The sequence below is a fragment of the Streptomyces sp. NPDC088554 genome, from assembly GCF_044752945.1.
Classification (GTDB): Bacteria; Actinomycetota; Actinomycetes; order Streptomycetales; family Streptomycetaceae; genus Streptomyces.
This window is the reverse complement of record NZ_JBIVMF010000014.1, coordinates 184,375-205,000: the sequence shown is the minus strand read 5'-3', so window position 1 is coordinate 205,000 and position 20,626 is coordinate 184,375. Positions and strand designations below refer to the sequence as shown.

At 68.3% G+C, this 20,626-nt stretch carries 20 protein-coding genes, 1 tRNA gene and 2 pseudogenes; 11 read left to right on the top strand and 12 right to left on the bottom strand.

Annotated features, from left to right (window positions below; all coding sequences use genetic code 11):
• Positions 1-7: 7 nt before the first annotated feature.
• Both ACIP8W_RS18705 and ACIP8W_RS18700 read left to right on the top strand, forming a co-directional pair.
• Positions 8-145 (top strand): annotated as a pseudogene (locus ACIP8W_RS18705) (IS3 family transposase); the annotation flags it as partial.
• A gap of 166 nt (positions 146-311) precedes the next feature.
• Positions 312-734 carry a transposase gene (locus ACIP8W_RS18700; protein ID WP_402203727.1) on the top strand — a complete coding sequence of 141 codons (423 nt, stop codon included), beginning with the start codon at positions 312-314 and terminating at the stop codon, positions 732-734.
• Positions 735-874: 140 nt separating this feature from the next.
• On the opposite strand, the gene ACIP8W_RS18695 is transcribed toward ACIP8W_RS18700, so the two are convergent.
• From ACIP8W_RS18695 to ACIP8W_RS18675, 5 genes and pseudogenes are all read right to left on the bottom strand, one after another.
• Positions 875-1,306 carry a hypothetical protein gene (locus tag ACIP8W_RS18695; protein ID WP_401958944.1) on the bottom strand — a complete coding sequence of 144 codons (432 nt, stop codon included), beginning with the start codon at positions 1,304-1,306 and terminating at the stop codon, positions 875-877.
• 8 nt (positions 1,307-1,314) lie between these two features.
• Positions 1,315-3,953: pseudogene (locus tag ACIP8W_RS18690) on the bottom strand (RHS repeat domain-containing protein).
• 3 nt (positions 3,954-3,956) lie between these two features.
• On the bottom strand, positions 3,957-4,607 hold the full coding sequence (locus tag ACIP8W_RS18685; RefSeq protein WP_402149372.1) for a hypothetical protein: 651 nt from the start codon (positions 4,605-4,607) through the stop codon (positions 3,957-3,959).
• Positions 4,604-5,035 (bottom strand): hypothetical protein, encoded by a 432-nt coding sequence (locus ACIP8W_RS18680; protein ID WP_402203716.1) that lies wholly within the window; start codon positions 5,033-5,035, stop codon positions 4,604-4,606. The genes ACIP8W_RS18685 and ACIP8W_RS18680 overlap by 4 nt, the downstream gene beginning before the upstream one ends.
• A gap of 162 nt (positions 5,036-5,197) precedes the next feature.
• A tRNA-Gly gene (locus ACIP8W_RS18675) sits at positions 5,198-5,271 on the bottom strand.
• A 222-nt stretch (positions 5,272-5,493) separates the two neighbouring features.
• Between ACIP8W_RS18675 and ACIP8W_RS18670 the strand changes: the two genes are divergently transcribed.
• From ACIP8W_RS18670 to ACIP8W_RS18660, 3 genes are all read left to right on the top strand, one after another.
• Entirely contained in the window at positions 5,494-5,694 is a 201-nt protein-coding gene (locus tag ACIP8W_RS18670) for a hypothetical protein (protein WP_402203714.1), read from the top strand.
• Between the two features lie 69 nt (positions 5,695-5,763).
• Positions 5,764-6,339, top strand: coding sequence for a dCTP deaminase (gene dcd / locus ACIP8W_RS18665; RefSeq protein ID WP_401956312.1), 576 nt, complete (start codon positions 5,764-5,766; stop codon positions 6,337-6,339).
• Positions 6,340-6,355: 16 nt separating this feature from the next.
• Positions 6,356-6,853: a phosphoribosyltransferase gene (locus ACIP8W_RS18660; protein WP_401956311.1), complete on the top strand. Its 498-nt coding sequence runs from the start codon at positions 6,356-6,358 to the stop codon at positions 6,851-6,853.
• 84 nt (positions 6,854-6,937) lie between these two features.
• Here the strand turns inward: ACIP8W_RS18660 and ACIP8W_RS18655 are convergent, their stop codons facing one another.
• From ACIP8W_RS18655 to ACIP8W_RS18640, 4 genes are all read right to left on the bottom strand, one after another.
• Entirely contained in the window at positions 6,938-7,852 is a 915-nt protein-coding gene (locus ACIP8W_RS18655; RefSeq protein ID WP_401956310.1) for a YIP1 family protein, read from the bottom strand.
• A gap of 281 nt (positions 7,853-8,133) precedes the next feature.
• Positions 8,134-9,300 (bottom strand): FG-GAP repeat domain-containing protein, encoded by a 1,167-nt coding sequence (locus tag ACIP8W_RS18650; RefSeq protein ID WP_402203711.1) that lies wholly within the window; start codon positions 9,298-9,300, stop codon positions 8,134-8,136.
• A 154-nt stretch (positions 9,301-9,454) separates the two neighbouring features.
• Complete coding sequence (locus ACIP8W_RS18645) at positions 9,455-11,722, bottom strand: (Fe-S)-binding protein (protein ID WP_402203709.1); 2,268 nt, start codon at positions 11,720-11,722, stop codon at positions 9,455-9,457.
• Between the two features lie 52 nt (positions 11,723-11,774).
• On the bottom strand, positions 11,775-12,407 hold the full coding sequence (locus ACIP8W_RS18640; protein ID WP_402203707.1) for a sugar transferase: 633 nt from the start codon (positions 12,405-12,407) through the stop codon (positions 11,775-11,777).
• 245 nt (positions 12,408-12,652) lie between these two features.
• Between ACIP8W_RS18640 and dnaK the strand changes: the two genes are divergently transcribed.
• The 4 genes from dnaK (at position 12,653) to ACIP8W_RS18620 (ending at position 16,942) form a co-directional block, all read left to right on the top strand.
• Positions 12,653-14,506, top strand: coding sequence for a molecular chaperone DnaK (gene dnaK, locus ACIP8W_RS18635; RefSeq protein WP_401956306.1), 1,854 nt, complete (start codon positions 12,653-12,655; stop codon positions 14,504-14,506).
• On the top strand, positions 14,503-15,168 hold the full coding sequence (gene grpE / locus ACIP8W_RS18630; protein ID WP_402203705.1) for a nucleotide exchange factor GrpE: 666 nt from the start codon (positions 14,503-14,505) through the stop codon (positions 15,166-15,168). Before dnaK ends, grpE begins: the two co-directional genes overlap by 4 nt.
• Positions 15,169-15,264: 96 nt before the next feature.
• Positions 15,265-16,458, top strand: a complete 1,194-nt coding sequence (gene dnaJ, locus ACIP8W_RS18625; RefSeq protein WP_401956304.1) for a molecular chaperone DnaJ — start codon at positions 15,265-15,267, stop codon at positions 16,456-16,458.
• A 4-nt stretch (positions 16,459-16,462) separates the two neighbouring features.
• On the top strand, positions 16,463-16,942 hold the full coding sequence (locus ACIP8W_RS18620) for a heat shock protein transcriptional repressor HspR (RefSeq protein WP_401956303.1): 480 nt from the start codon (positions 16,463-16,465) through the stop codon (positions 16,940-16,942).
• A 134-nt stretch (positions 16,943-17,076) separates the two neighbouring features.
• Here ACIP8W_RS18620 and ACIP8W_RS18615 read toward each other — a convergent pair whose 3' ends face one another.
• On the bottom strand, positions 17,077-18,063 hold the full coding sequence (locus ACIP8W_RS18615) for a LuxR C-terminal-related transcriptional regulator (RefSeq protein WP_402203703.1): 987 nt from the start codon (positions 18,061-18,063) through the stop codon (positions 17,077-17,079).
• 197 nt (positions 18,064-18,260) lie between these two features.
• Entirely contained in the window at positions 18,261-19,271 is a 1,011-nt protein-coding gene (locus tag ACIP8W_RS18610) for a helix-turn-helix transcriptional regulator (RefSeq protein ID WP_402203701.1), read from the bottom strand.
• 126 nt (positions 19,272-19,397) lie between these two features.
• Between ACIP8W_RS18610 and ACIP8W_RS18605 the strand changes: the two genes are divergently transcribed.
• Complete coding sequence (locus tag ACIP8W_RS18605; RefSeq protein ID WP_401956300.1) at positions 19,398-19,640, top strand: 5'-nucleotidase; 243 nt, start codon at positions 19,398-19,400, stop codon at positions 19,638-19,640.
• Complete coding sequence (locus tag ACIP8W_RS18600) at positions 19,637-19,957, top strand: (2Fe-2S)-binding protein (protein ID WP_401956299.1); 321 nt, start codon at positions 19,637-19,639, stop codon at positions 19,955-19,957. Before ACIP8W_RS18605 ends, ACIP8W_RS18600 begins: the two co-directional genes overlap by 4 nt.
• Positions 19,958-20,093: 136 nt before the next feature.
• Here ACIP8W_RS18600 and ACIP8W_RS18595 read toward each other — a convergent pair whose 3' ends face one another.
• On the bottom strand, positions 20,094-20,522 hold the full coding sequence (locus tag ACIP8W_RS18595; RefSeq protein ID WP_401956298.1) for a pyridoxamine 5'-phosphate oxidase family protein: 429 nt from the start codon (positions 20,520-20,522) through the stop codon (positions 20,094-20,096).
• Between the last annotated feature and the right edge of the window lie 104 nt (positions 20,523-20,626).

The following is a 20,626-nucleotide window of genomic DNA, read 5'->3' as shown; positions in this document are numbered from 1 at the left end:
CCACGAGATCACCGTCATCCACGTCGCATCCCGCCACACATACGGCGTCCCGCGCATCCACGCCGAGCTGCGGCGCCCGGGCCAGGCGGTGAACCGCAAACGCGTCGCCCGCGTCATGCGCGAACGCGGTATCCAGGGCGCCCACCGCCGCCGCCGGCGCTCGTTGACCCAGCCGGACAAGAAGGCGAAACCGGCCCCGGACCTGGTCGGCCGCGACTTTCACGCCGAGCGGCCGGGCACGAAGCTGGTCGGGGACATTACCTTCCTCCCCACAGCCGAGGGCTGGCTTTACCTCGCCCTGCTGGCCGGACCTGGCCACCCGCGAGGTCGTCGGATACGCGATGGCCGACCACCACCGTGCCTCCCTCGTCGTCGATGCCCTGAAGATGGCTCATGGCCGCGGCGACCTGCAGCCGGGATGCATCACACACGCGGATCGCGGCAGCGAATACACGTCAGCCGAATTCCGCCGTGAAATAAGCGAGTTGGGCCTGCGGCAAAGCTGCGGACGCACCGGATCATGCTTCGACAACGCCGCCGCGGAGAGCTTCTGGGCCCTACTCAAGGAAGAGATCGGCACCCGCACCTGGCCCGACCGGGCCACCGCCCGCGCCGAGGTCTTCGCCTTCATCGAGACGTTCTATAACCGGCGTCGTCTGCGCAAGCACAAGGTCTTCGGCTACCTCACACCGGCCGAGACCAGGCAGTACCACCAGCACGCCCTCGCGGCATAGAGATCGAGTGTCCAAGATCACGGGGAAACTTCAGGCTACGGCTTCCGCCACATAGCCGGACACGTTGTCCGTGAGCTTGCGCAGTTCCGCGACCTGATCGCTGGGTGACGCGAGTCGTTGAGGACATTGGCCAGAAGATTTCAGCGCGGGGCGTCGGAGAAGGGGTGGGTGATCTCCCCCCAAGTGAATGCGAACTGGTCTCGTGAAGCCTCGTACATGACCGTAGCGCCTGAACTCTTGATATCGAATCGCTCATGAAGCCACCCGTCCATGGCCAACGCTGCCGCCTCGGACTGATAGTCGCTCAGGGGATAATCGAGTGAAGATGTACGAATGAGAATCCCATCGGGCAGGATTTTGCTTAGGGTGTGTGCATTGATGGAAACCCCGAACGCCAGCCAGACGGCGTCCTTCCAATGCAGGCCGGATTCGGGTAGGCCGAGCCAGATATTTTTGTAGATCTGCATGCTGCGCGGCGGGACCCCGTCTTCGAGTGGGGCGGCTTCTGCTCGTAGGTTAACCGCGATCCCGCCCGCTGGGCCTCGGAAGCGGAACTTGAATACTTCGGTCATGATTTCCTTCAGTCGCCGAAATTGAGAAGATCGAAAATTCGTCTGTGGAAGTAGTGCTCGTCGCCCATCCCTGTGTGGCCTCGAATGTAGTCGAAGTCGTGAGGCTTTCCGTCTCCATACAGGCGACTGTAGCGATCCATGAACGCTTCTGCTTCGGCAGGAGACATCTCCACGACGTCAGCTTTATGTAATGATGAAAAACCTGAGTCAGATATTCTGAATCTCAGAACTTCGACATCGGCTCCACGGCCACGGAGCCGTTCGGCGTAGCGAGCTGCTTCCTCGGCCGATCCCCATGAATAGACGCCTTCTCCATACTGTCCACGAATGTCTTCTGTCGGCCAGGGTGTTCCGTCTCCCCGCAGACGAGTCGCGTTGGCGGCATCCTGTACGGAGTAGAACTCGTGATAATCGGGAGCAAGCCCGAGTGGGTCCGCCCAGGTGTGAGGGTTGTGGACATAGGTGGACGGATTGGGGGCGGGTGTCAGCCCCAGAGGGTCAGGGGTGAGGTAGCGGGCGGTCTCGGGGTCGTAGTGACGGTGGTGGTTGTAGTGGAGGCCGGTTTCGGGATCGAAGTACTGCCCCGGGAACCGTAGCGGGGTGTAGGTGGTGCTGCCTCTCGCCCAGGCCGTCGTACCCCACAAGGCCGCCCGACTGTGCCAGGCAAGGGTGCCGGCCTCATCGATGAGTTCGGTGGGACTGCCCACAAGGTCGGTGGCGATGGCGAAGAAGCGTTCGTCGATCGTTTCTTGGGAGGCGCTCGCGTCGAGGAGGCGTTCAGTCTGGGCCAAGGGGCGTATGCCTTGGTGGTCCCAGGTCAGCGTGACAGTATTGGGTAGATCGGCGGAGACGGTGGACTGTTCACAGAGAGTGGTGCCGTCCCAGGTGAAGCGGGTTTCCTCCACCACCGTCTCGTCGGCATGGGCGAGACGCTGCTTCGATGTGCGGCGCCCCAACGGGTCGTATCGGTAGCGCCAGCGGCTGCCGTCAGGCGTGATGGTGGAGACCAAGCGGTTCTCCGCGTCCCACTCGTAACGCCACGTGTCGGGTTTACGGGAGAGCCGGGCTATCTGGCGCAGGACGATGCGGCCTGCGGCGTCGTGTTCGTACCGCACCTTCCCGGCCTTGACGAGGGCCGTACCCGTGTATTCGCGTGAGCCGGCCGCCTCGCTGCCGGGGTGGAACGAGGGCCAGGAAGCCGAGGTCTGGTTGCCCGCGGCGTCGTACGCGTACGTCTCGGTCCAGTCAGTGGCGGTGACCTCGGTGACTCGGCCCACCTTGTCGAGGCCAAAGCAATGGGGACCCCCGCGCAAGGTGTCGTCCAGCGCTGTGAGATGGCCATCGGCCCGGTAGCTGTAGGAACGGCGGGTCACCACGCGGCCGCCTGCCACCAAGCGCTGCGCGGACAGGCGGCCGGCCTCGTCCCAGGCTGAGCTCAGGGTGGCTGTGTCACAGAAGGCGCGCTGCAATTCGCGGCCGACGGCGTTGTAGGCGAAGGTGATTCGGCGGTCGCCGCTGTTCAGACCAGTGAGGCGTCCGGCCGGGTCGTACTCGCGCGTGGTGCGCAGCCCGGTGGGCGTGGTCCGGCGGGTACGGCGGCCCAAGGGGTCGTGAGCGAAGGTGAGCGCACGGCCGTCGGCCAGTTCCGTCTTGACGTGGCCCCCGCGCCCGTACTGGTACAACAGGTTGCCGTCCGGCCCGGAAGCCTCCACCAGACGTCCGGCCCGATCATAGGCGTAAGTACTCACCCGGCCCGCGGCGTCTTTTCGTACCACCCGGCCGAGCGAGTCGTGTGTGTAGGCGATGGTCTCGCCGAGCGGATTGGTGCGAGCGCTGATCTGCCCCGCGGGGTTCAGGTGGTAGGTGTGGACACGCCCGTCGAAGTCCGACTCGGATATGAGCCGCCCAGCTTCGTCATGGGTGTACGACCAGGTCATGCCCTGCGGGTTGGGCCTCTTCCATACGGGCGGTGCCCGGGTCACTGAAGGTGCCGGGCTTGGGTGGCAGGGTGGAGGGGTCGCGCTCGTCGGCGGGCCTGGCATTGTAGGCGTCGACGGCCTTGTTGTACGTGGTTGTCTTCTCGTTGTACGCGTCCCTGGCCTCCTCGGACGCCTTGGTTCCGGCCTTCCACTTGTCGATCGCGGTCTGCGCCTGGCCCTGGGCCCACTCGACGGTCCCGGCGAACGAGTCGAGCGCGCCCGCGGCCTTCTCGAAGGCGTCGGCGGTCTTGAACCACTTCGGCGGTTCGATCGACACCGAATCCCGGAACGCGTCCGCCGCCTGCCCCTTGAGCGCGGACGAGTCGACCCCCTTGAGCCCGCCGCCGACCTTGTCGAACGCGCCCTGCAACTTACGCAGATGGGTCGCGGTGGACCGGATCTCTGACGGGCTGCCGTAGATGAGCTTCGTCTTGATCCTCGGTCTGCCCGAGGTCCATCTCGTCGACCTCGGCGCCCATCCGGTTCGCCACCGAGCGGGACTTCTCACGGACCCAGTCCGCTCCCGACTCCCAGCCGGCGTCGTCCAGCCGGTCACCGGTCCAGTTCCCGGCGTCCTCGACCCGGTCGCCGGCCCACTCGACGCCGTCCTCGACCGCGTCCTCGACAACATCGGGCGTGATGTCACTGACGAAATCCCCGAACCCCATGACCTAGTTCCCCCCGCCGCCTTGCTCCTGCTGCCGGGCCCGCTCCTCGGGCGAGGGCCCGAAAGCGTCGTCCACGGACCGGTCGAACGCCTTCTGGTCCACACCGAACAGATCGTTCAACTGGTCTGCCTGACGTCCGCCGTTCCCCTCGGTCACCAGCGCCCGCCCGGTGTCCTTCCAGGTCTGCCCGGCCTCGTCCGCCGTCCGCTCGAACGACTCCCGACTGTAGTCCGGACTCAGGTAGTCAGGGGTGAACACATCCCCCCAGTCCTGCTTGACGATCTCGTCCTCGGACGCATGCGGATTCCCCACGCCCGCGTTCACGGCGATCTTCATCGTGCCCTGGACGTACTGGTCCTCCTCCCACATGATCCCTGCCGCCAGCCCCAGCTTCGCCGCGATCGCGTTGGCGTCCTGGATCAGCGCACGGACTCCCCACTCCCACCGCTCGCAGAAGTCCTCGAAGTCCACCGACAACCCGTGATGCCCGGCCTCCATCCCGGTCATCGACAGCTCCGAGACTCCCTTGCCCAGCACCGCCCCCGTACCGGTACCGAGCTCCTTCAACTCGGCCACGGCCTCGCGCAGCCCGGTGGTGATCTGCTGAACGCTGACTGGATCGACGTTGAGGTCTTCCGCACCGCCACCGCTCACAGGCCCTGCCCCCCGGCCGGTACGCCCGCGTCGACGGCGACGGCGTCCGGCACGATCCCCACTACCGGCGGAAACAGCATCGCCCCGTCCGGATCGGCCACGTTCACCGCGACCCCGGCCGGCACTCCCATGGCCGGAATGATTTCGTCCAGCAACCGCGCCCCCCGGAACTGGGCGTACTCCCACACCCGCTCCGAAGCCCCGGCCCCCTCCACAGCGGCCCGTGCCTGGGAGAACCGGGCCATCGCCGCCTCATCGGTGAACCCGCACACCCACCGCACCCCACCGAACTCGGCGGTCCACAACCCGCCACGGTCGTACGGCACGAGCACCAAGGCCCGCCGCAGCTCACCCACCAGAGCCCCCGAATCACCGACCCCGGCCCGCCGCTCGGCTATCCGATCCACCAGCGCTGCCCCGTCACCCACCGGAAGCCCTCCCCGTACGCGAGTCGTCGCCCTTCACTTCCGCACACGCTAGGACACCACGTCCACCGCGACCGTCTGGTTCCAGCTGTCCCCGCAGCCTCCACACCTCGGGTCGGCGTTGAACACAAGAAAGGCCCCGGTCGCTGACCAGGGCCTTCATTATGGAGCGGGTGACGAGAATCGAACTCGCGCTCTGAGCTTGGGAAGCTCATGTTCTACCATTAAACTACACCCGCGTCGCGTCGCCAGTGTAGGGGCATCGCGTCGTCGGACACTCTACCTCATCGCGGGCCCCGGGCGTTTTGCGTCGTGGGGTCTGTCGTTTTTCGAGGGGTGCGGATGTGGGCCGTGGGGTGGGGAGTTGGGGGCGTAGGGTCTGGGGCGGAGCGCCGCCGGGGGTGTGGGGTGGGCATCCCCTAGGGTGGGCGTTTGTCCGCGTTTGTTGGGGAAAGGACCTGATGGACTTGATGGAGCGCACCGTCGTCCGCTGTGCCGCAGGGCATGTGTTCAGCACCGCTACGTTTCCGATGCAGCAGCTCGACACCGGGCGGATCGGGCCCGGTCGGCTCATTCGGTGTCCGCGGTGTGCGCGGTTGCGGCATGCCGTGCCGGTTGAGGTCGCGGGAGCGGCGGAGTCGGTGAAGGTGGAGCAGGGCTGACGCAGTCGGTTTCAGGCGTGCGGGCCGCCCGATGGGGGTGGGCCCGCGCGCTTTGCGTATCCTCGGGACGTGCTTCTCTCAGACAAGGACATCCGCGCCGAGATCGATTCCGGACGCGTACGCCTCGATCCGTACGACGAATCGATGGTGCAGCCCTCCAGTATCGATGTGCGGCTCGACCGGTATTTCCGGGTGTTCGAGAACCACCGCTATCCGCATATCGACCCCGCCGTCGAGCAGGCCGATCTGACCCGCACGGTCGAGCCGGAGGGCGACGAGCCGTTCATTCTCCATCCCGGGGAGTTCGTGCTCGCCTCCACGTACGAGGTCATCTCGCTCCCCGACGACATCGCCTCCCGGCTGGAGGGAAAGTCCAGCCTCGGGCGGCTCGGGCTGGTGACGCATTCGACCGCCGGGTTTATCGATCCCGGGTTCTCCGGGCATGTCACGCTCGAACTGTCGAATATGGCGACGCTGCCCATAAAGCTCTGGCCCGGGATGAAGATCGGGCAGCTGTGTCTGTTCCGGCTCAGTTCGGCGGCGGAGTTCCCGTACGGATCCGAGAAGTACGGTTCGCGCTACCAGGGCCAGCGCGGCCCCACGGCGTCACGGTCCTACCTTAATTTTCATCGGACTCAGGTGTGAGCGGAGAGGGGATCCTGTGACTGCGATTCGGGAAAATCTGTCGTACGAGAAGTTCGGGCACGCCGTCCGTGAGTTGGCGCAGACCATCGCCGACGACGGCTACGAGCCCGATGTGGTGCTGAGCATCGCGCGCGGTGGTGTCTTCGTCGCCGGCGGGCTCGCCTACGCCCTCGACTGCAAGAATATCCATCTGGTGAACGTCGAATTTTATACGGGCGTCGGCACCATGCTGGAAATGCCCGTCATGCTCGCGCCCGTTCCCAACGCCATCGACTTCTCCAACAAGAAGGTCCTCATCGCCGACGACGTCGCCGATACCGGCAAGACGCTGAAGCTGGTGCACGACTTCTGTGTCGACCATGTCGCCGAGGTGCGCAGCGCGGTCATTTACGAGAAGGCGCAGTCCCTGGTGAAGTGCGAGTACGTCTGGAAGCGCACCGACGACTGGATCAACTTCCCGTGGAGCGTCGAGCCGCCCGTTGTACGGCGTGCCGGGCAGGTTCTTGACGCCTGATCAATTTTGATCGGGGAAAGCGGATGGGCCCGTGTTCCTTTTCAGGAACACGGGCCCATCCGTTTGTGCATTCCGTTACGGCTGCTACAGCGTTCCCAGCTTCAGCAGTGACAGCAGCGCCACCAGCTGAATCGCCGACGCGCCCAGCGCCTTCGGCCACGGCAGGTCGTGCGACTTGCTCACCATGACGGTGAACAGCGCGCCCGCGCCGATCCAGGTGGCCCAGCCGATCACCTGGACCAGGGAGTTCTCGCCGCCCAGGAAGAGGGCGAAGAGCAGGCGGGGTGCGTCCGTGATCGACATGATCAGCATGGAGAGGCCGACGGTCGGCTGCCAGGCACCGTCGCCGCCCAGCTGGCGGGCCATGGTGTGGGTGACCGCGCCGAGGATCAGGCCGCCGATGACGAAGGCGACGGCCGTCGTGAGGGCGTACGGGATGGCCGAGGACATCGTCGCGTTGATCGCGTCCTCGCGCGCCTGGTCGAAGCCGAAGAGCGCGAGCAGGCCGTAGACGAACGTCACGATCAGCGCGGGGCCCCAGACCGGGTAGTCGCGCATCTGGAAGAACGTCGCCGCCGGGCGCATGACCATGCCGCTCAGCAGTTCCTTCCACGGCAGCCGGGGCCCCGCCGGGGGCGCGGGCGCCCCTGCCTGGTAGCCGGGGCCGTTCCCGTAGGGGTCCTCGTTGACGCTGAACGCCTGGGTGTGGCCGGGGCTGTTGGCGTACGGGTCGTGCGCGCCCTGCCGGGGACGCCGACCGTACGACGACGGCGGCGGCGTCGGCTCGCCGAAGTACTCCGGCTCGCCCTGGCCGCCCGCCGGGGGCCACTGCTGCTGCCCGTACGGTGGCGCGGGGCTCTGCCCGGTCCCGTACCCCGGGGGCGGCGCCTGCCGTCCGTACGGCTGTCGCTGCTGCGGGGGTTGCCGCTGCTGCTGCCGTTGCGGTTGTTGTTGCGGTGTGCGGTTGTCCCGGCCGCGTCCGATCCTGAATCCAGCCACGCGATCGAACGTACCCGCTCCCGGGGGGCGCGGTGACAACGGTGGGCGAACGGGGGTCCCTTTGCGGCCGAGCTGTGACATCCCCTGGGTATTCCCTGGGGGATGTCACCAGGCAGGTCACCGGGGAACAGCTCGGGGAACATCCCAGGGGGGAACATCCCAGGGGGGAAGGTCCCAGGGCAGGGGATGTCCCAGGGAACGTTTCAGGAGACCTCAGGAGACCTCAGGAGACCTCAGAGAGAGCTCCTGCCCCTCGTATCTCCCGGATCTCTCCGTTCTCTTCAATTCAGGAAGATCGCCGTGCTGAAAGTGATCACCGGCCCCGCCGCCGTTCCCCGTCGTCCGTACAGCGCGATCAGATCCGTCCGTTCGCCCCGGTGCGTCCGTGTCACCGGATCCGCGCGCCCGTCCCCGTCGAAGTCCGCCGTCCGCAGCAGCTCCGTCACCGCCCCACGGCCCCCGGCCGCGCCCCCGCCCGGGAGCCGTGCGGCCTTGAAGCGGTACGGGACCGATGGCGCCCCCGGGCCCTTCGGGCCGCCCGGCAGCAGGGTGCCCCGGCCCGCGGTGCCCGGTGCGCGGTCGCGGGCGGTGGCGACGAGATCGTCGTATCCGTCGCCGTTGGCATCGGCCCGGGGCTCGGGAGCCGCCAGGACCTGGCCGCCGGCCGGCCGGGGCGCCGAGGCGGCGCGCGGGGCGCCCGCGCGGCTGAACGGGCCGCGCAGGAAGCTGACCCGGCCCGCGCTCGCGGTGACCGCGAGATCCTCCTTGCCGTCCCCGTCGAAGTCACCGCAGACGGGGTGGTCGGGCCACTCGTTGCCCGCGCGGGACGCGGCGGGGATCTTGAGCACGACCGCCCGGCCGACGAGGCCGGTGGGGCCGCCGAAGAGGAGCTGAAGGGGGACGGGCGGCATCCCGATGCCGTTGTACGGCGGGTCCGTGGTGATGATCAGATCACCGTAGCCGTCCCCGTCCAGATCGCACGCGGCCTCCGCCTCGAACGCCGACGGAAGGACCCCCGCCACCCGCGCGCCCCGCGCACGCGGGCTCAGAAGCTGGCGTACGGCGGGATCGAGGCCCCGGGGCGCGCCGGTCCCGTACACGATCCCGATGCCCGCGTCGTCCCCGTACGCGTCTCCCGGTGCCTTGACCAGGTCGTTGAGTACGAGGTCCCGGTGGCCGTCACCGTTGAAGTCGTCCGGCAGCCTGCTGCCCCTGCCCGGCGGTACGGGAAGGCGGCGGGCGTACGGCGCGGTGTCGCCGTTCTTCGCCTCCATGGACCGGCGCCCGGAGTCCTCGGGGGCCGGGGCGCCCGTACAGCCGGCCAGCAGCAGCACCGCCGTACAGACAGCGGCGGTGACAGCGGCGGTGGTGGTGGCAGCGGCGGTGGCAGCGGAGCCGGGGCGGGCGCGGCGGACACCGGATCCCGCGAGGGACGGGGATATGGGCACGTCTCATGCCTATCACCGGACCCGGCAGCCCCGACAGTCCCCGGGTCGGACAACCCAGGACAGCGCGGAGCGGCCGGGCGCCGTCATGTCGACGGGCCCGGCCGCTCGCTTCCCCCGTACGGCAGCGCGTCAGTACGCCTGCCCCGTACGTCGGCTACTTCGCGGGTTCCGGTTCCGGTTCCGGTTCCGGCTCCGGTTCCGGGGCGGTCGCCTCCGGCGTCCGTACCGAGTCCAGCAGCAGCTGCGCCACATCCACGACCTGGAGGGACTCCTTCGCCTTGCCATCGTTTTTCTTGCCGTTGACCGAGTCGGTCAGCATGACGAGGCAGAACGGGCAGGCGGTGGAGACGATGTCCGGGTTGAGGGAGAGGGCCTCGTCCACGCGCTCGTTGTTGACGCGCTTGCCGATCCGCTCCTCCATCCACATCCGCGCACCGCCCGCGCCACAGCAGAAGCCGCGTTCCTTGTGGCGGTGCATCTCCTGCTGGCGCAGGCCCGGCACCTTGTCCATGATCTCGCGCGGCGGCGTGTAGATCTTGTTGTGACGGCCCAGGTAGCAGGGGTCGTGGTACGTGATCAGGCCCTCGACCGGGGTCACCGGGATCAGCCGGCCCTCGTCGATGAGGTGCTGGAGCAGCTGGGTGTGGTGGATGACCTCGTACTCGCCGCCGAGCTGCGGGTACTCGTTGGCGATGGTGTTGAAGCAGTGCGGGCAGGTCGCGACGATCTTCTTCGACGACTTCGGCTTCTTCGTCGCCGCGTCTTCGTCGTCCTCGCCGTACGCCATGTTCAGCATCGCCACGTTCTCCTGGCCGAGCTGCTGGAACAGCGGCTCGTTGCCCAGGCGGCGGGCCGAGTCACCCGTGCACTTCTCGTCGCCGCCCATGATCGCGAACTTGACGCCCGCGATGTGCAGCAGCTCCGCGAAGGCCTTGGTGGTCTTCTTCGCCCGGTCCTCCAGCGCGCCCGCGCAACCCACCCAGTAGAGGTAGTCGACCTCGGTGAGGTCCTCGACGTCCTTGCCGACGATCGGGACCTCGAAGTCGACCTCCTTGGTCCACTCGACGCGCTGCTTCTTGGCGAGCCCCCAGGGGTTGCCCTTCTTCTCCAGGTTCTTGAGCATCGTGCCCGCCTCGGACGGGAACGCGGACTCGATCATCACCTGGTAGCGGCGCATGTCGACGATGTGGTCGATGTGCTCGATGTCGACCGGGCACTGTTCGACGCACGCGCCACAGGTGGTGCAGGACCACAGGACGTCCGGGTCGATGACGCCGTTCTCCTCCAGCGTCCCGATCAGCGGGCGCTCGGCCTCCGCCAGCGCGGCGGCGGGCACCCCCGCCAGCTGCTCCGCGGACGCCTTCTCCTCGCCCTCCATGGTCTTGCCGCCACCCGCGAGCAGGTAGGGCGCCTTGGCGTGCGCGTGGTCGCGCAGCGACATGATCAGCAGCTTGGGGGAGAGGGGCTTACCGGTGTTCCAGGCGGGGCACTGCGACTGGCAGCGGCCGCACTCGGTGCAGGTCGAGAAGTCGAGGATGCCCTTCCAGGAGAACTGCTCCACCTGCGAGACACCGAAGACGTCGTCGTCACCCGGGTCTTCGAAGTCGATCTCCTTGCCGCCCGAGGTCATCGGCTGGAGCGCCCCGAGGGCCGTGCCGCCGTCGGACTCGCGCTTGAACCAGATGTTGGGGAAGCCGAGGAAGCGGTGCCAGGCGACGCCCATGTTGGTGTTGAGCGAGACGGTGATCATCCAGATCAGCGAGGTGCCGATCTTGATCATCGCGACGAAGTAGATCAGGTTCTGGAGCGTCCCGAGGCCGAGCCCCTTGAAGGCGAGGACCAGCGGGTACGAGATGAAGTACGCGGCCTCGTAGTGCTCCACGTGGTGGATGGCGCCTTCGAGCCCGCGCAGGGTCAGGATCGCCAGACCGATGGTGAGGATGACGTACTCGACGAAGTACGCCTGCCACGCCGTGGAGCCCGCGAAGCGGGACTTGCGGCCCGCGCGCGAGGGCAGGCTGAGGAGCCGGATCGCCATCAGGGCGAGGATGCCGACCACGGTCATCAGGCCGATGAACTCGATGTACAGCTCGAACGGCAGGAAGCCGCCGATGACCGGCAGCGTCCAGTCGGCCTTGAAAAGCTGTCCGTACGCCTGGGCCAGGGTCGGCGGCAGGGTGAGGAAGCCGACCGCGACGAACCAGTGCGCGACGCCGACGATCCCCCACCGGTTCATCCGGCTGTGGCCGAGGAACTCCTTGGCCAGGGTGATGCTGCGTTGCTTCGGGTCGCCGGTGCGGCTGCCCTTGGGCACCGGCTGGCCGAGCTTGACGAACCGGTAGATCTGCGCGACGGCTCGGGCGATGAGCGCAACGCCGACCACGGTCAGGACCAGCGACACGATGATCGCGGCGAGTTGCATTACGGGGGCTCCTCGGGCCTGCGAGGGAGGACTGACATTACTAAGCGGTAACTTAATGGGTTCGTGCTGAGGGTACCCACTTATTCCGCCGCAATGTAGCCGCCTCCCGGTGATCTGTGTCGCTCAGGTGCCCCTCACCCGCCCCCTCGCCGCACCCCGGACCTCGCCATACGAGCGAGGGGAGCGTGCGGACGAGGATCGCCAGGTCCATGCCGAGCCAGTGATGCTCCACATAGTGCTGGTCCAGCAGCGGCGCCTCGTCCCAGGGGTACGGCGAGTGGCGCCGCAGTTGCGCCAGACCGGTCAGCCCCGGTCGTACGAGCTGGCGCCAGCGCGCGTCGGCCGTCGGGGCGCCCGGTGCCAGGGGGGCCGGTCCGACCAGGGACAGGTCGCCTCGTACGACATGGGGGAGCCGGGAGAGCAGGTCGAGGCGGAAGCGCCGAGTGCGCAGGGAACTCAAGGGGAAGGGGTGGCCGTTGAACCCGATGCGGACCTCGCGTACGAGGACACCGCCGGCGGGCCGGGTCAGCGCCAGGGTGAGGGCGGCGACGGTGAGCGCGGGTGCGGTGAGGGCGAGCAGGGTGGAGCCGAGGGTCAGGTCCAGCAGGCGCTTGAAGTCCGGGGCGGGACGGGGGCGGCGGCGGGAGCGGTGATGCGGGGGCGGCGGGGGATTCTCCGTGATCATCTGCGACCGTTCTGTCTGGTCTGTCGCGCTTGGATGTGGTTTGTTCTTTTTGGTGGGGTTGTTTGGGTTTGCGGGGGAACGATCGCACGGAGGAGTGGGGCGGGTCCCGTATTGGCGGCCCGAGAAGGCGGCCCGGCGCGGCTCGCGCACGTTAGTTGAGCCTCTTTGGCTCAGGTCCTTTGACTCCGTGAGTTCTGTGATGCATCCTTGAGTCCGTTCCACTCAAGTCAGCTGGAGGAATCGAAATGGCACGTGCGGTCGGCATCGACCTGGGCACGACTAACTCCGTCGTCAGCGTTCTGGAAGGCGGCGAGCCCACCGTCATCACCAACGCCGAGGGCGCCAGGACCACGCCGTCCGTCGTCGCCTTCGCCAAGAACGGCGAGGTGCTCGTCGGCGAGGTCGCGAAGCGCCAGGCGGTCACGAACGTCGACAGGACCATCCGGTCGGTCAAGCGCCACATGGGCACCGACTGGAAGATCAACCTCGACGGCAAGGACTTCAACCCGCAGCAGATGTCGGCCTTCGTGCTGCAGAAGCTGAAGCGGGACGCCGAGGCGTACCTGGGCGAGAAGGTCACCGACGCGGTGATCACTGTCCCGGCGTACTTCAACGACTCGGAGCGCCAGGCCACCAAGGAGGCCGGTGAGATCGCGGGCCTCAACGTCCTGCGCATCGTCAACGAGCCGACGGCCGCCGCGCTGGCGTACGGCCTCGACAAGGACGACCAGACGATCCTCGTCTTCGACCTCGGCGGCGGCACCTTCGACGTATCGCTGCTGGAGATCGGTGACGGCGTCGTCGAGGTGAAGGCCACCAACGGTGACAACCACCTCGGTGGTGACGACTGGGACCAGCGTCTCGTCGACTTCCTGGTGAAGCAGTTCGCCAACGGTCACGGCGTGGACCTGGCCAAGGACAAGATGGCTCTCCAGCGTCTCCGCGAGGCCGCGGAGAAGGCGAAGATCGAGCTGTCGTCGTCCACCGAGACCACGATCAACCTGCCGTACATCACGGCGTCCGCCGAGGGCCCGCTGCACCTGGACGAGAAGATCACTCGCTCCCAGTTCCAGCAGCTGACCTCGGACCTGCTGGACCGCTGCAAGACCCCGTTCCACAACGTCATCAAGGACGCCGGCATCCAGCTGTCCGAGATCGACCACGTGGTGCTCGTCGGTGGTTCGACGCGTATGCCGGCCGTCGCCGAGCTGGTCAAGTCGCTGACCGGCGGCCGTGACGCCAACAAGGGCGTGAACCCGGACGAGGTCGTCGCCATCGGCGCCGTGCTCCAGGCCGGTGTCCTGAAGGGCGAGGTCAAGGACGTCCTGCTGCTCGACGTCACCCCGCTGTCCCTGGGTATCGAGACCAAGGGCGGCATCATGACCAAGCTGATCGAGCGCAACACGACGATCCCGACGAAGCGCTCGGAGATCTTCACGACGGCCGAGGACAACCAGCCGTCGGTGCAGATCCAGGTCTACCAGGGCGAGCGCGAGATCGCCGCGTACAACAAGAAGCTCGGTATGTTCGAGCTGACCGGTCTGCCGCCCGCGCCGCGTGGTGTGCCGCAGATCGAGGTCGCCTTCGACATCGACGCCAACGGCATCATGCACGTGGCCGCGAAGGACCTCGGCACCGGCAAGGAGCAGAAGATGACCGTCACCGGTGGCTCCTCGCTGCCGAAGGACGAGGTCAACCGGATGCGCGAAGAGGCCGAGCAGTACGCGGACGAGGACCACCGCCGCCGCGAGGCCGCCGAGACCCGCAACCAGGCCGAACAGCTCGTCTACCAGACGGAGAAGTTCCTCAAGGACAACGAGGACAAGGTCCCCGGCGACGTCAGGACCGAGGTCGAGGTCTCGGTGACGGAGCTGAAGGAGAAGCTGAAGGGCGAGGACACCGCCGAGATCCGTACGGCTACGGAGAAGGTCGCGGCCGTCTCCCAGAAGCTCGGACAGGCGATGTACGCGGACGCCCAGGCGTCCGGTGCGGCGGCGGGCGGTGCCGAGGGCGCCGGTCAGGCCAAGGCGCAGGACGACGACGTCGTCGACGCCGAGATCGTCGACGACGAGAAGCCCAAGAAGGACGGTGCGGCGTGACCGAGGAGACCCCGGGCTTCGAGGAGAAGCCCGACGTCCCCTCCGGCGCCGGCCCCGATGACGCCACGCCGAAGGCCGCCGAGTCAGACTCCAAGGAGTCGGGCCCGGCGGCCCCGGCCGGGGACGTATCCGATCCGACCGTGGCCCTGACGGCGCAGCTGGACCAGGTCCGTGCGGCGCTCGTCGAGCGCACGGCCGACCTCCAGAGGCTCCAGGCCGAGTATCAGAACTACCGTCGTCGGGTGGAGCGGGACCGCGTCGCGGTCAAGGAGGTCGCCGTGGCGAACCTGCTGACCGAGCTGCTGCCCGTGCTCGACGACATCGGCCGGGCGCGTGACCACGAGGAGCTGGTCGGCGGCTTCAAGTCGGTCGCCGAGTCGCTGGAAGCGGTCACGGTCAAGCTGGGCCTCCAGCCGTTCGGAGCGGAGGGCGAGCCTTTCGACCCGACGATCCACGAGGCCCTGATGCACTCGTACGCGCCGGATGTCACGGAGACGACATGCGTCGCGATCCTCCAGCCGGGGTACCGGTTCGGCGAGCGGACGATCAGGCCCGCCCGGGTCGCGGTCGCCGAGCCCCAGCCGGGGGCCCAGCCCAAGTCCGGGGACGAGCAGGACGGGTCCACGGACGACAAGGAGAGCGGTGGCCCCGAACAGGGGTGACGCCGTGGCCCGCGGTACGGCCGTGTCATGCGGTACGGCCGGGGCGCGCGGTGAAGCGGTGTCATGCGGTGAAGTCGGAGAGGAGGGACGTCGGGAATGAGCACCAAGGACTTCGTGGAGAAGGACTACTACAAGGTTCTCGGCGTCCCCAAGGACGCCACCGAGGCCGAGATCAAGAAGGCGTACCGGAAGCTCGCCCGTGAGTTCCACCCGGACGCCAACAAGGGCGACTCCAGGGCCGAGGAGCGCTTCAAGGAGATCTCGGAGGCGAACGACGTCCTGGGGGATCCCAAGAAGCGCAGGGAGTACGACGAGGCGCGCTCGCTCTTCGGGAGCGGCGGATTCCGTCCGGGCCCCGGAGCGGGCGGCAACGGCAACTTCAACTTCGACCTGGGCGACCTCTTCGGCGGCGCGCCGGGCGGTGGCCAGGGTGCCCCCGGCGCCGGCGGCTTCGGCGGCGGGCTCGGGGACGTCTTCGGCGGGCTCTTCAACCGGGGCGCGGGTGGCCCCGGCACCCGTACCCAGCCGCGCCGCGGCCAGGACATCGAGTCCGAGGTGACGCTGAGCTTCAGCGAGGCGGTCGACGGGGCCACGGTCCCGCTGCGGATGTCCAGCCAGGCGCCGTGCAAGGCGTGTTCGGGCACGGGCGACAAGAACGGCACCCCGAGGGTCTGTCCGACCTGTGTGGGCACCGGTCAGGTGTCGCGCGGCTCGGGCGGCGGCTTCTCGCTGACCGACCCGTGCGTGGACTGCAAGGGCCGTGGGCTGATCGCCCAGGACCCCTGCGAGGTCTGCAAGGGCAGCGGGCGCGCCAGGTCCTCGCGGACCATGCAGGTCCGTATCCCGGCGGGCGTCAGCAACGGCCAGCGGATCCGGCTGCGCGGCAAGGGCGCGCCGGGCGAGCGCGGCGGCCCCGGCGGCGATCTGTATGTCGTCGTCCATGTCGACGCGCACCCGGTCTTCGGCCGCAAGGACGACAACCTCACCGTCACCGTGCCCGTCACCTTCGTGGAGGCGGCGCTCGGCGGCGAGGTGAAGGTGCCGACCCTGGGCGGTCCGCCGGTCACGCTGAAGCTGCCCGCGGGGACACCCAACGGCCGTACGATGCGGGCCCGCGGCAAGGGCGCCGTGCGCAAGGACGGCACCCGGGGCGATCTGCTGGTCACCGTCGAGGTCGTCGTACCGAAGGACCTCGGTGACGAGGCGCGCGACGCGCTGGAGGCCTACCGGAAGGCGACCGGGGACGAGGATCCGCGGGCGGAGCTGTTCCAGGCGGCGAAGGGAGCGTGACCCGATGGACAGGGACGGGCGGCGGCAGTCCTCATCCTTCAACAGGGCGTACCAGCTGACCGAGGAGACACCGGTGTACGTCATCTCGGTGGCGGCCCAGCTCTCCGGGCTGCATCCGCAGACCCTCAGGCAGTACGACCGCCTCGGGCTGGTCTCCCCGGACCGCACGGCCGGGCGCGGCCGCCGTTACTCGGCCCGTGACATCGAGCTGCTCCGTCAGGTGCAGGCGCTGTCGCAGGACGAGGGCATCAACCTCGCCGGCATCAAGCGGATCATCGAGCTGGAGAACGAGGTCGCCGCGCTCCAGTCCCGGATCGCCGAGCTGTCGACCGCCGTGGACGGCGCGGCGGCGGCGATGCGCCAGCGCGAGGCCCAGGTCCACGCCTCGTACCGCCGCGACCTGGTGCCGTACCAGGACGTCCAGCAGACGAGCGCGCTGGTGGTGTGGCGGCCGAAGCCGAAGCCGAAGCGGTCGACGGACTGAGGCGTGTCACAAGGCCGGTTACGCGGTCCTCGGAGGCCGCCACGCGCTCCGTCGCGCGGCCCGGGTCACCCGAGGGTGGTCCGGGCCGTTTCGCGTCCGGGGCCGGCCGTATCCGGGGCCGGCCGTACCGGACGTCAGTCCAGCTTCCGTTCCTTCGCGGCAGCCTCGGAACTCCACCACGCGCCGAGCGCGAACATCGTGTCGACGCCCACGGCCTCGTAGAGCTTGTTCAGGTCGTTGTTGACGGTCCGCAGGCTGACATCCAGCTCGCCGGCGATCTGTTTGAGCGTGCGGCCCTCCCTGAGCTTGTTGAGGATGCGGCGGGACCGGCTGGTCGTGAGGGTTTCGGAGCGCTGTCGGAACCGGCCTCCCGTCCAGGGCTCGGCGCGCTCCCACTGCTGGGTGTAGATGTGGTGGAAGAGCGCGATCATCCCGGGGTGCGTCACGGCGAAAGCGGTACGGCGGTTCGGCTCGCCGCGGTGGTCGGAGACGACGGCGAAGTTGTTGTCGACCAGGATCATGCGCTCGAAGCCGGTGGCGAGGGTCCGTATCTCCGCGCCGTGCGCGCTCACCTTCGCGACCCACTCCTGCTCCCCGGCCCTGGCGCGCGCCGTGTCCGGATAGAGCGTGCGGTAGGAGATCCCGCGCCGCAGGATCGCGAGGTCGGAGATGGCGGCGGCGTGTAACGTCGCGGCTTCTCTGTCGCCGGGGTGCGCCGTGCAGATCGTGCTTTTCGCCGAGTCCATCGCCTGGGTGATGGCCGCGGTGACGAGTTCGAGGCGGTCGAGGAACTCGACGCCGTTCCCGCGGGGCAGTTCGGCGCTCCGCATCTGCCCGTGCAGTTCGGACAGCTGCTGCATGCGGCGCAGATGGTGCTCTATGGCGGCGCGCTCCCGCGCCAGGGCCGTCTGCTCGGCGTGGTAGAGGTCGGCCGCGCTCCACCGCCCGTGGTGCGGGTCGTGCACGGCCAGCCCGTGCGCGGCCAGCTCGGCGCACCCGGGTTCGGATCCCTCCACCTGTTCCCCCTGAACGAGCCGGCGCAGCAGGGTGCGGCCCTGCGCCGACAGGTCGAGGGACGACATCGAGTGGGGGGTCGTGCTCTCGCGCGTTGTTATGTCCAATCCCTTTCCTTTGATCCCCTGCATGATTCCGCAGCGCACATCAGTGCAGCCGCTCGACGCTTGAACGGTACGGACCGAACACGCAGGGTGGAGGAGGCCGGTGGCGCACGGGGGGCGTCGCCGGCCCGGTGAGGTGAGTCGGCACACCGTGGGCGGAGTGGAGACGGTTCTCTGCGGGAGCGGTCCTCCGTGGGCTCTCAGCCGTCCTGGTCCAGGATCTGCGAGTGGGCGATGAGGTAGCCGAGCTGGGCGCGGCTGCCGCTGCCGAGGGTGGTGGCGAGTTTGGCGATGTGGGCGCGGCAGGTCCGTACGTTCATGCCCAGGCGGCGGGCGATGGCCTCGTCCACGTACCCCTCGATGAGGAGCCTCGCGATGGACCGCTGGACGCCGCTGATGCCGTCGGGTGTCGGCTCGTACGTGACCTGCTTGGTGAGGGGGGTGGCCCGTCGCCAGAGCTGTTCGAAGACCTGGGCCAGATAGTCGACCAGTCCCGGGTGGCGCAGCTCCAGGGCGACCTGGCGGTCGGAGCGGGCCGGGATGTACGCGACCGTGCGGTCGAAGATGATCAGCCGCTCGACCAGCTCCTCCAGCGTCCGGATCTCCACCTTGCCCTCGGCCAGTTGTTCCGCGTAGGCGAGGGTGCCCTGGCTGTGCCGGGCGGTGTGCTGGTAGAGGGTGCGCATGCTGACACCGCGGTCCACTACGGCGCGGCCGCGTTCCAGCGCGGCGGTGAGGGCGTGCTCACTGCGTCCGCCACCGGGCTGCACGGTGAGGACTTCGGTCCGGCACTCGGCCGTGGAGAGGTCGAGCGCCGCGTTGATCCTGCTCGTCCCCTCCAGGACGGTGATCGCGTGCGTGGCTGGCGTGGCCTGTGTGCTGATGGTCATGAACGGCTCAAAAGAGTCGGTCAGCTCGACGGCGAAGTGCCGGCGCTCCCGGATTTCCCGTTCGATGGGATGCAGCCGTTCGGCGAGCGCCGTGGACGGCGGAACCGGGCGAAGCAGCTGGGCGTCGTCCGGATCGGGATGCAGGAGCGCGAGCTCCAGCAGGCACGGAGCCAGCGCCGCCTCGCTCCGGGCGATGTGTCCGGTGCGCAGCGCGCTGGCGTAAAGCCGCCGCCCGTCCTCACACATGGTGGTGATGGTGTGGGGATGTGTCGGCTTTGCGTTACTTGTTGTCAAATCTCCACCCCCCAGGGTCCTGAACATGCAAGAACATGATGCCTCGTCCCGGTGGCGTTGACGTGCCGGGATGGGACATCGTCTTGATGGCGGGGGAGAGGAATCCATCAAGTGAGGACGAAGCCGACTATGTATTCGAGAATGCTTCGCGCAGTGGCTGTCACTGCTTTCTCTGCGGCTCTCGCCTTCGGTGCGCTGGGCGTCGGGGGCGACATCTCCTGGGACTCCGGGTCGGACAGGTCCGCGGTCCAGGAAGCCAAGCCCCTGGGTGACATCTCCTGGAGCGCTCCGAAGCCGGGCGACATCTCCTGGGCCGCTTCGCAGGGTGATCCCGGTTGGGACATGGCGTCGGTCGACGCCGCTCCGGCCGCTGTATCGGCTGACACGAACGCATGACCGTCCCGCCGGACGATCGGGTCTTCCGGCGCGAGATGGCCACGGCTTACCGGTCGGGATGGCATTTCATCGATCTGGTCACGGCCGTCCCTCATCGGGGCGACTCGTTGATGGTCACTCTCTTCGGAGAGCCGGTCGTCGTCGTCCGGGAGGAGGACGAGGACGTCCGTGCCTACCTCTGTCTCCGGAAGCCACGAGGGGCCCCCAAGCCCGTGCGCTGCGCGGTCCGATACGACATGATCTTCGTCAACCTCGACCAGCGTGATCACCAGCTGGTCGGCACACAAACCACCATCGCCACCCCCCGCAGTGCCTGAGCGATTCCCCCGTCGTTCGTAAATCGCTCGGGCACTTCCCCCACACAGCGGCGCCATCGTGAACCTGAAACACGATGGCGCCGTTGTGCTGCCCGAAAACTTTTCGGCGTGTACGAGCCCGTGACGCGCGGAGCCGTCACGCGCGGGCGGCCGGTGCCCCGCCGCGGCCGAGCGCCCGGTCCAGGGCGATCTCGATGACGACGCGGTCCGGGTTGGGCGCCGGGGTGCGGGCGTAGCGCTCCGCGTAGCGGCTCACCGCGTCCGCGACCACCTCGGCCTCCGTACGGACCGTGGCGCGGCCCTCCAGCGTCGCCCAGCGGCCCTTCTCGACCTGGCAGACGGCGACCCGTGCGCCCTCCGGGCCCGCCGCCAGGACATGGGCGACCTTGCGGCTGTTCTTGTTGGTGATGATCCGCGCGAGCCCCGCCTCCGGGTCGTACGTCACCCCCACCGGGACCACGTGCGGGCTGCCGTCCCGGCGCTGCGTGGTCAGGGTGCAGATGTGGTATTCGCGCCAGAAAGCGAGAAAATCGGGGTCGGGGTCGCGTACGTCGATGGTCGCCATGTCCGAAGCCTAGGTCCCCCGGGACGGCGGTCCCCCGGGACGGGTGTGGGCAGGGCTCGGAGAGGTGCGGGCGGGCTCGTAGGGGGTGCGGGCGGGCCCGTTTC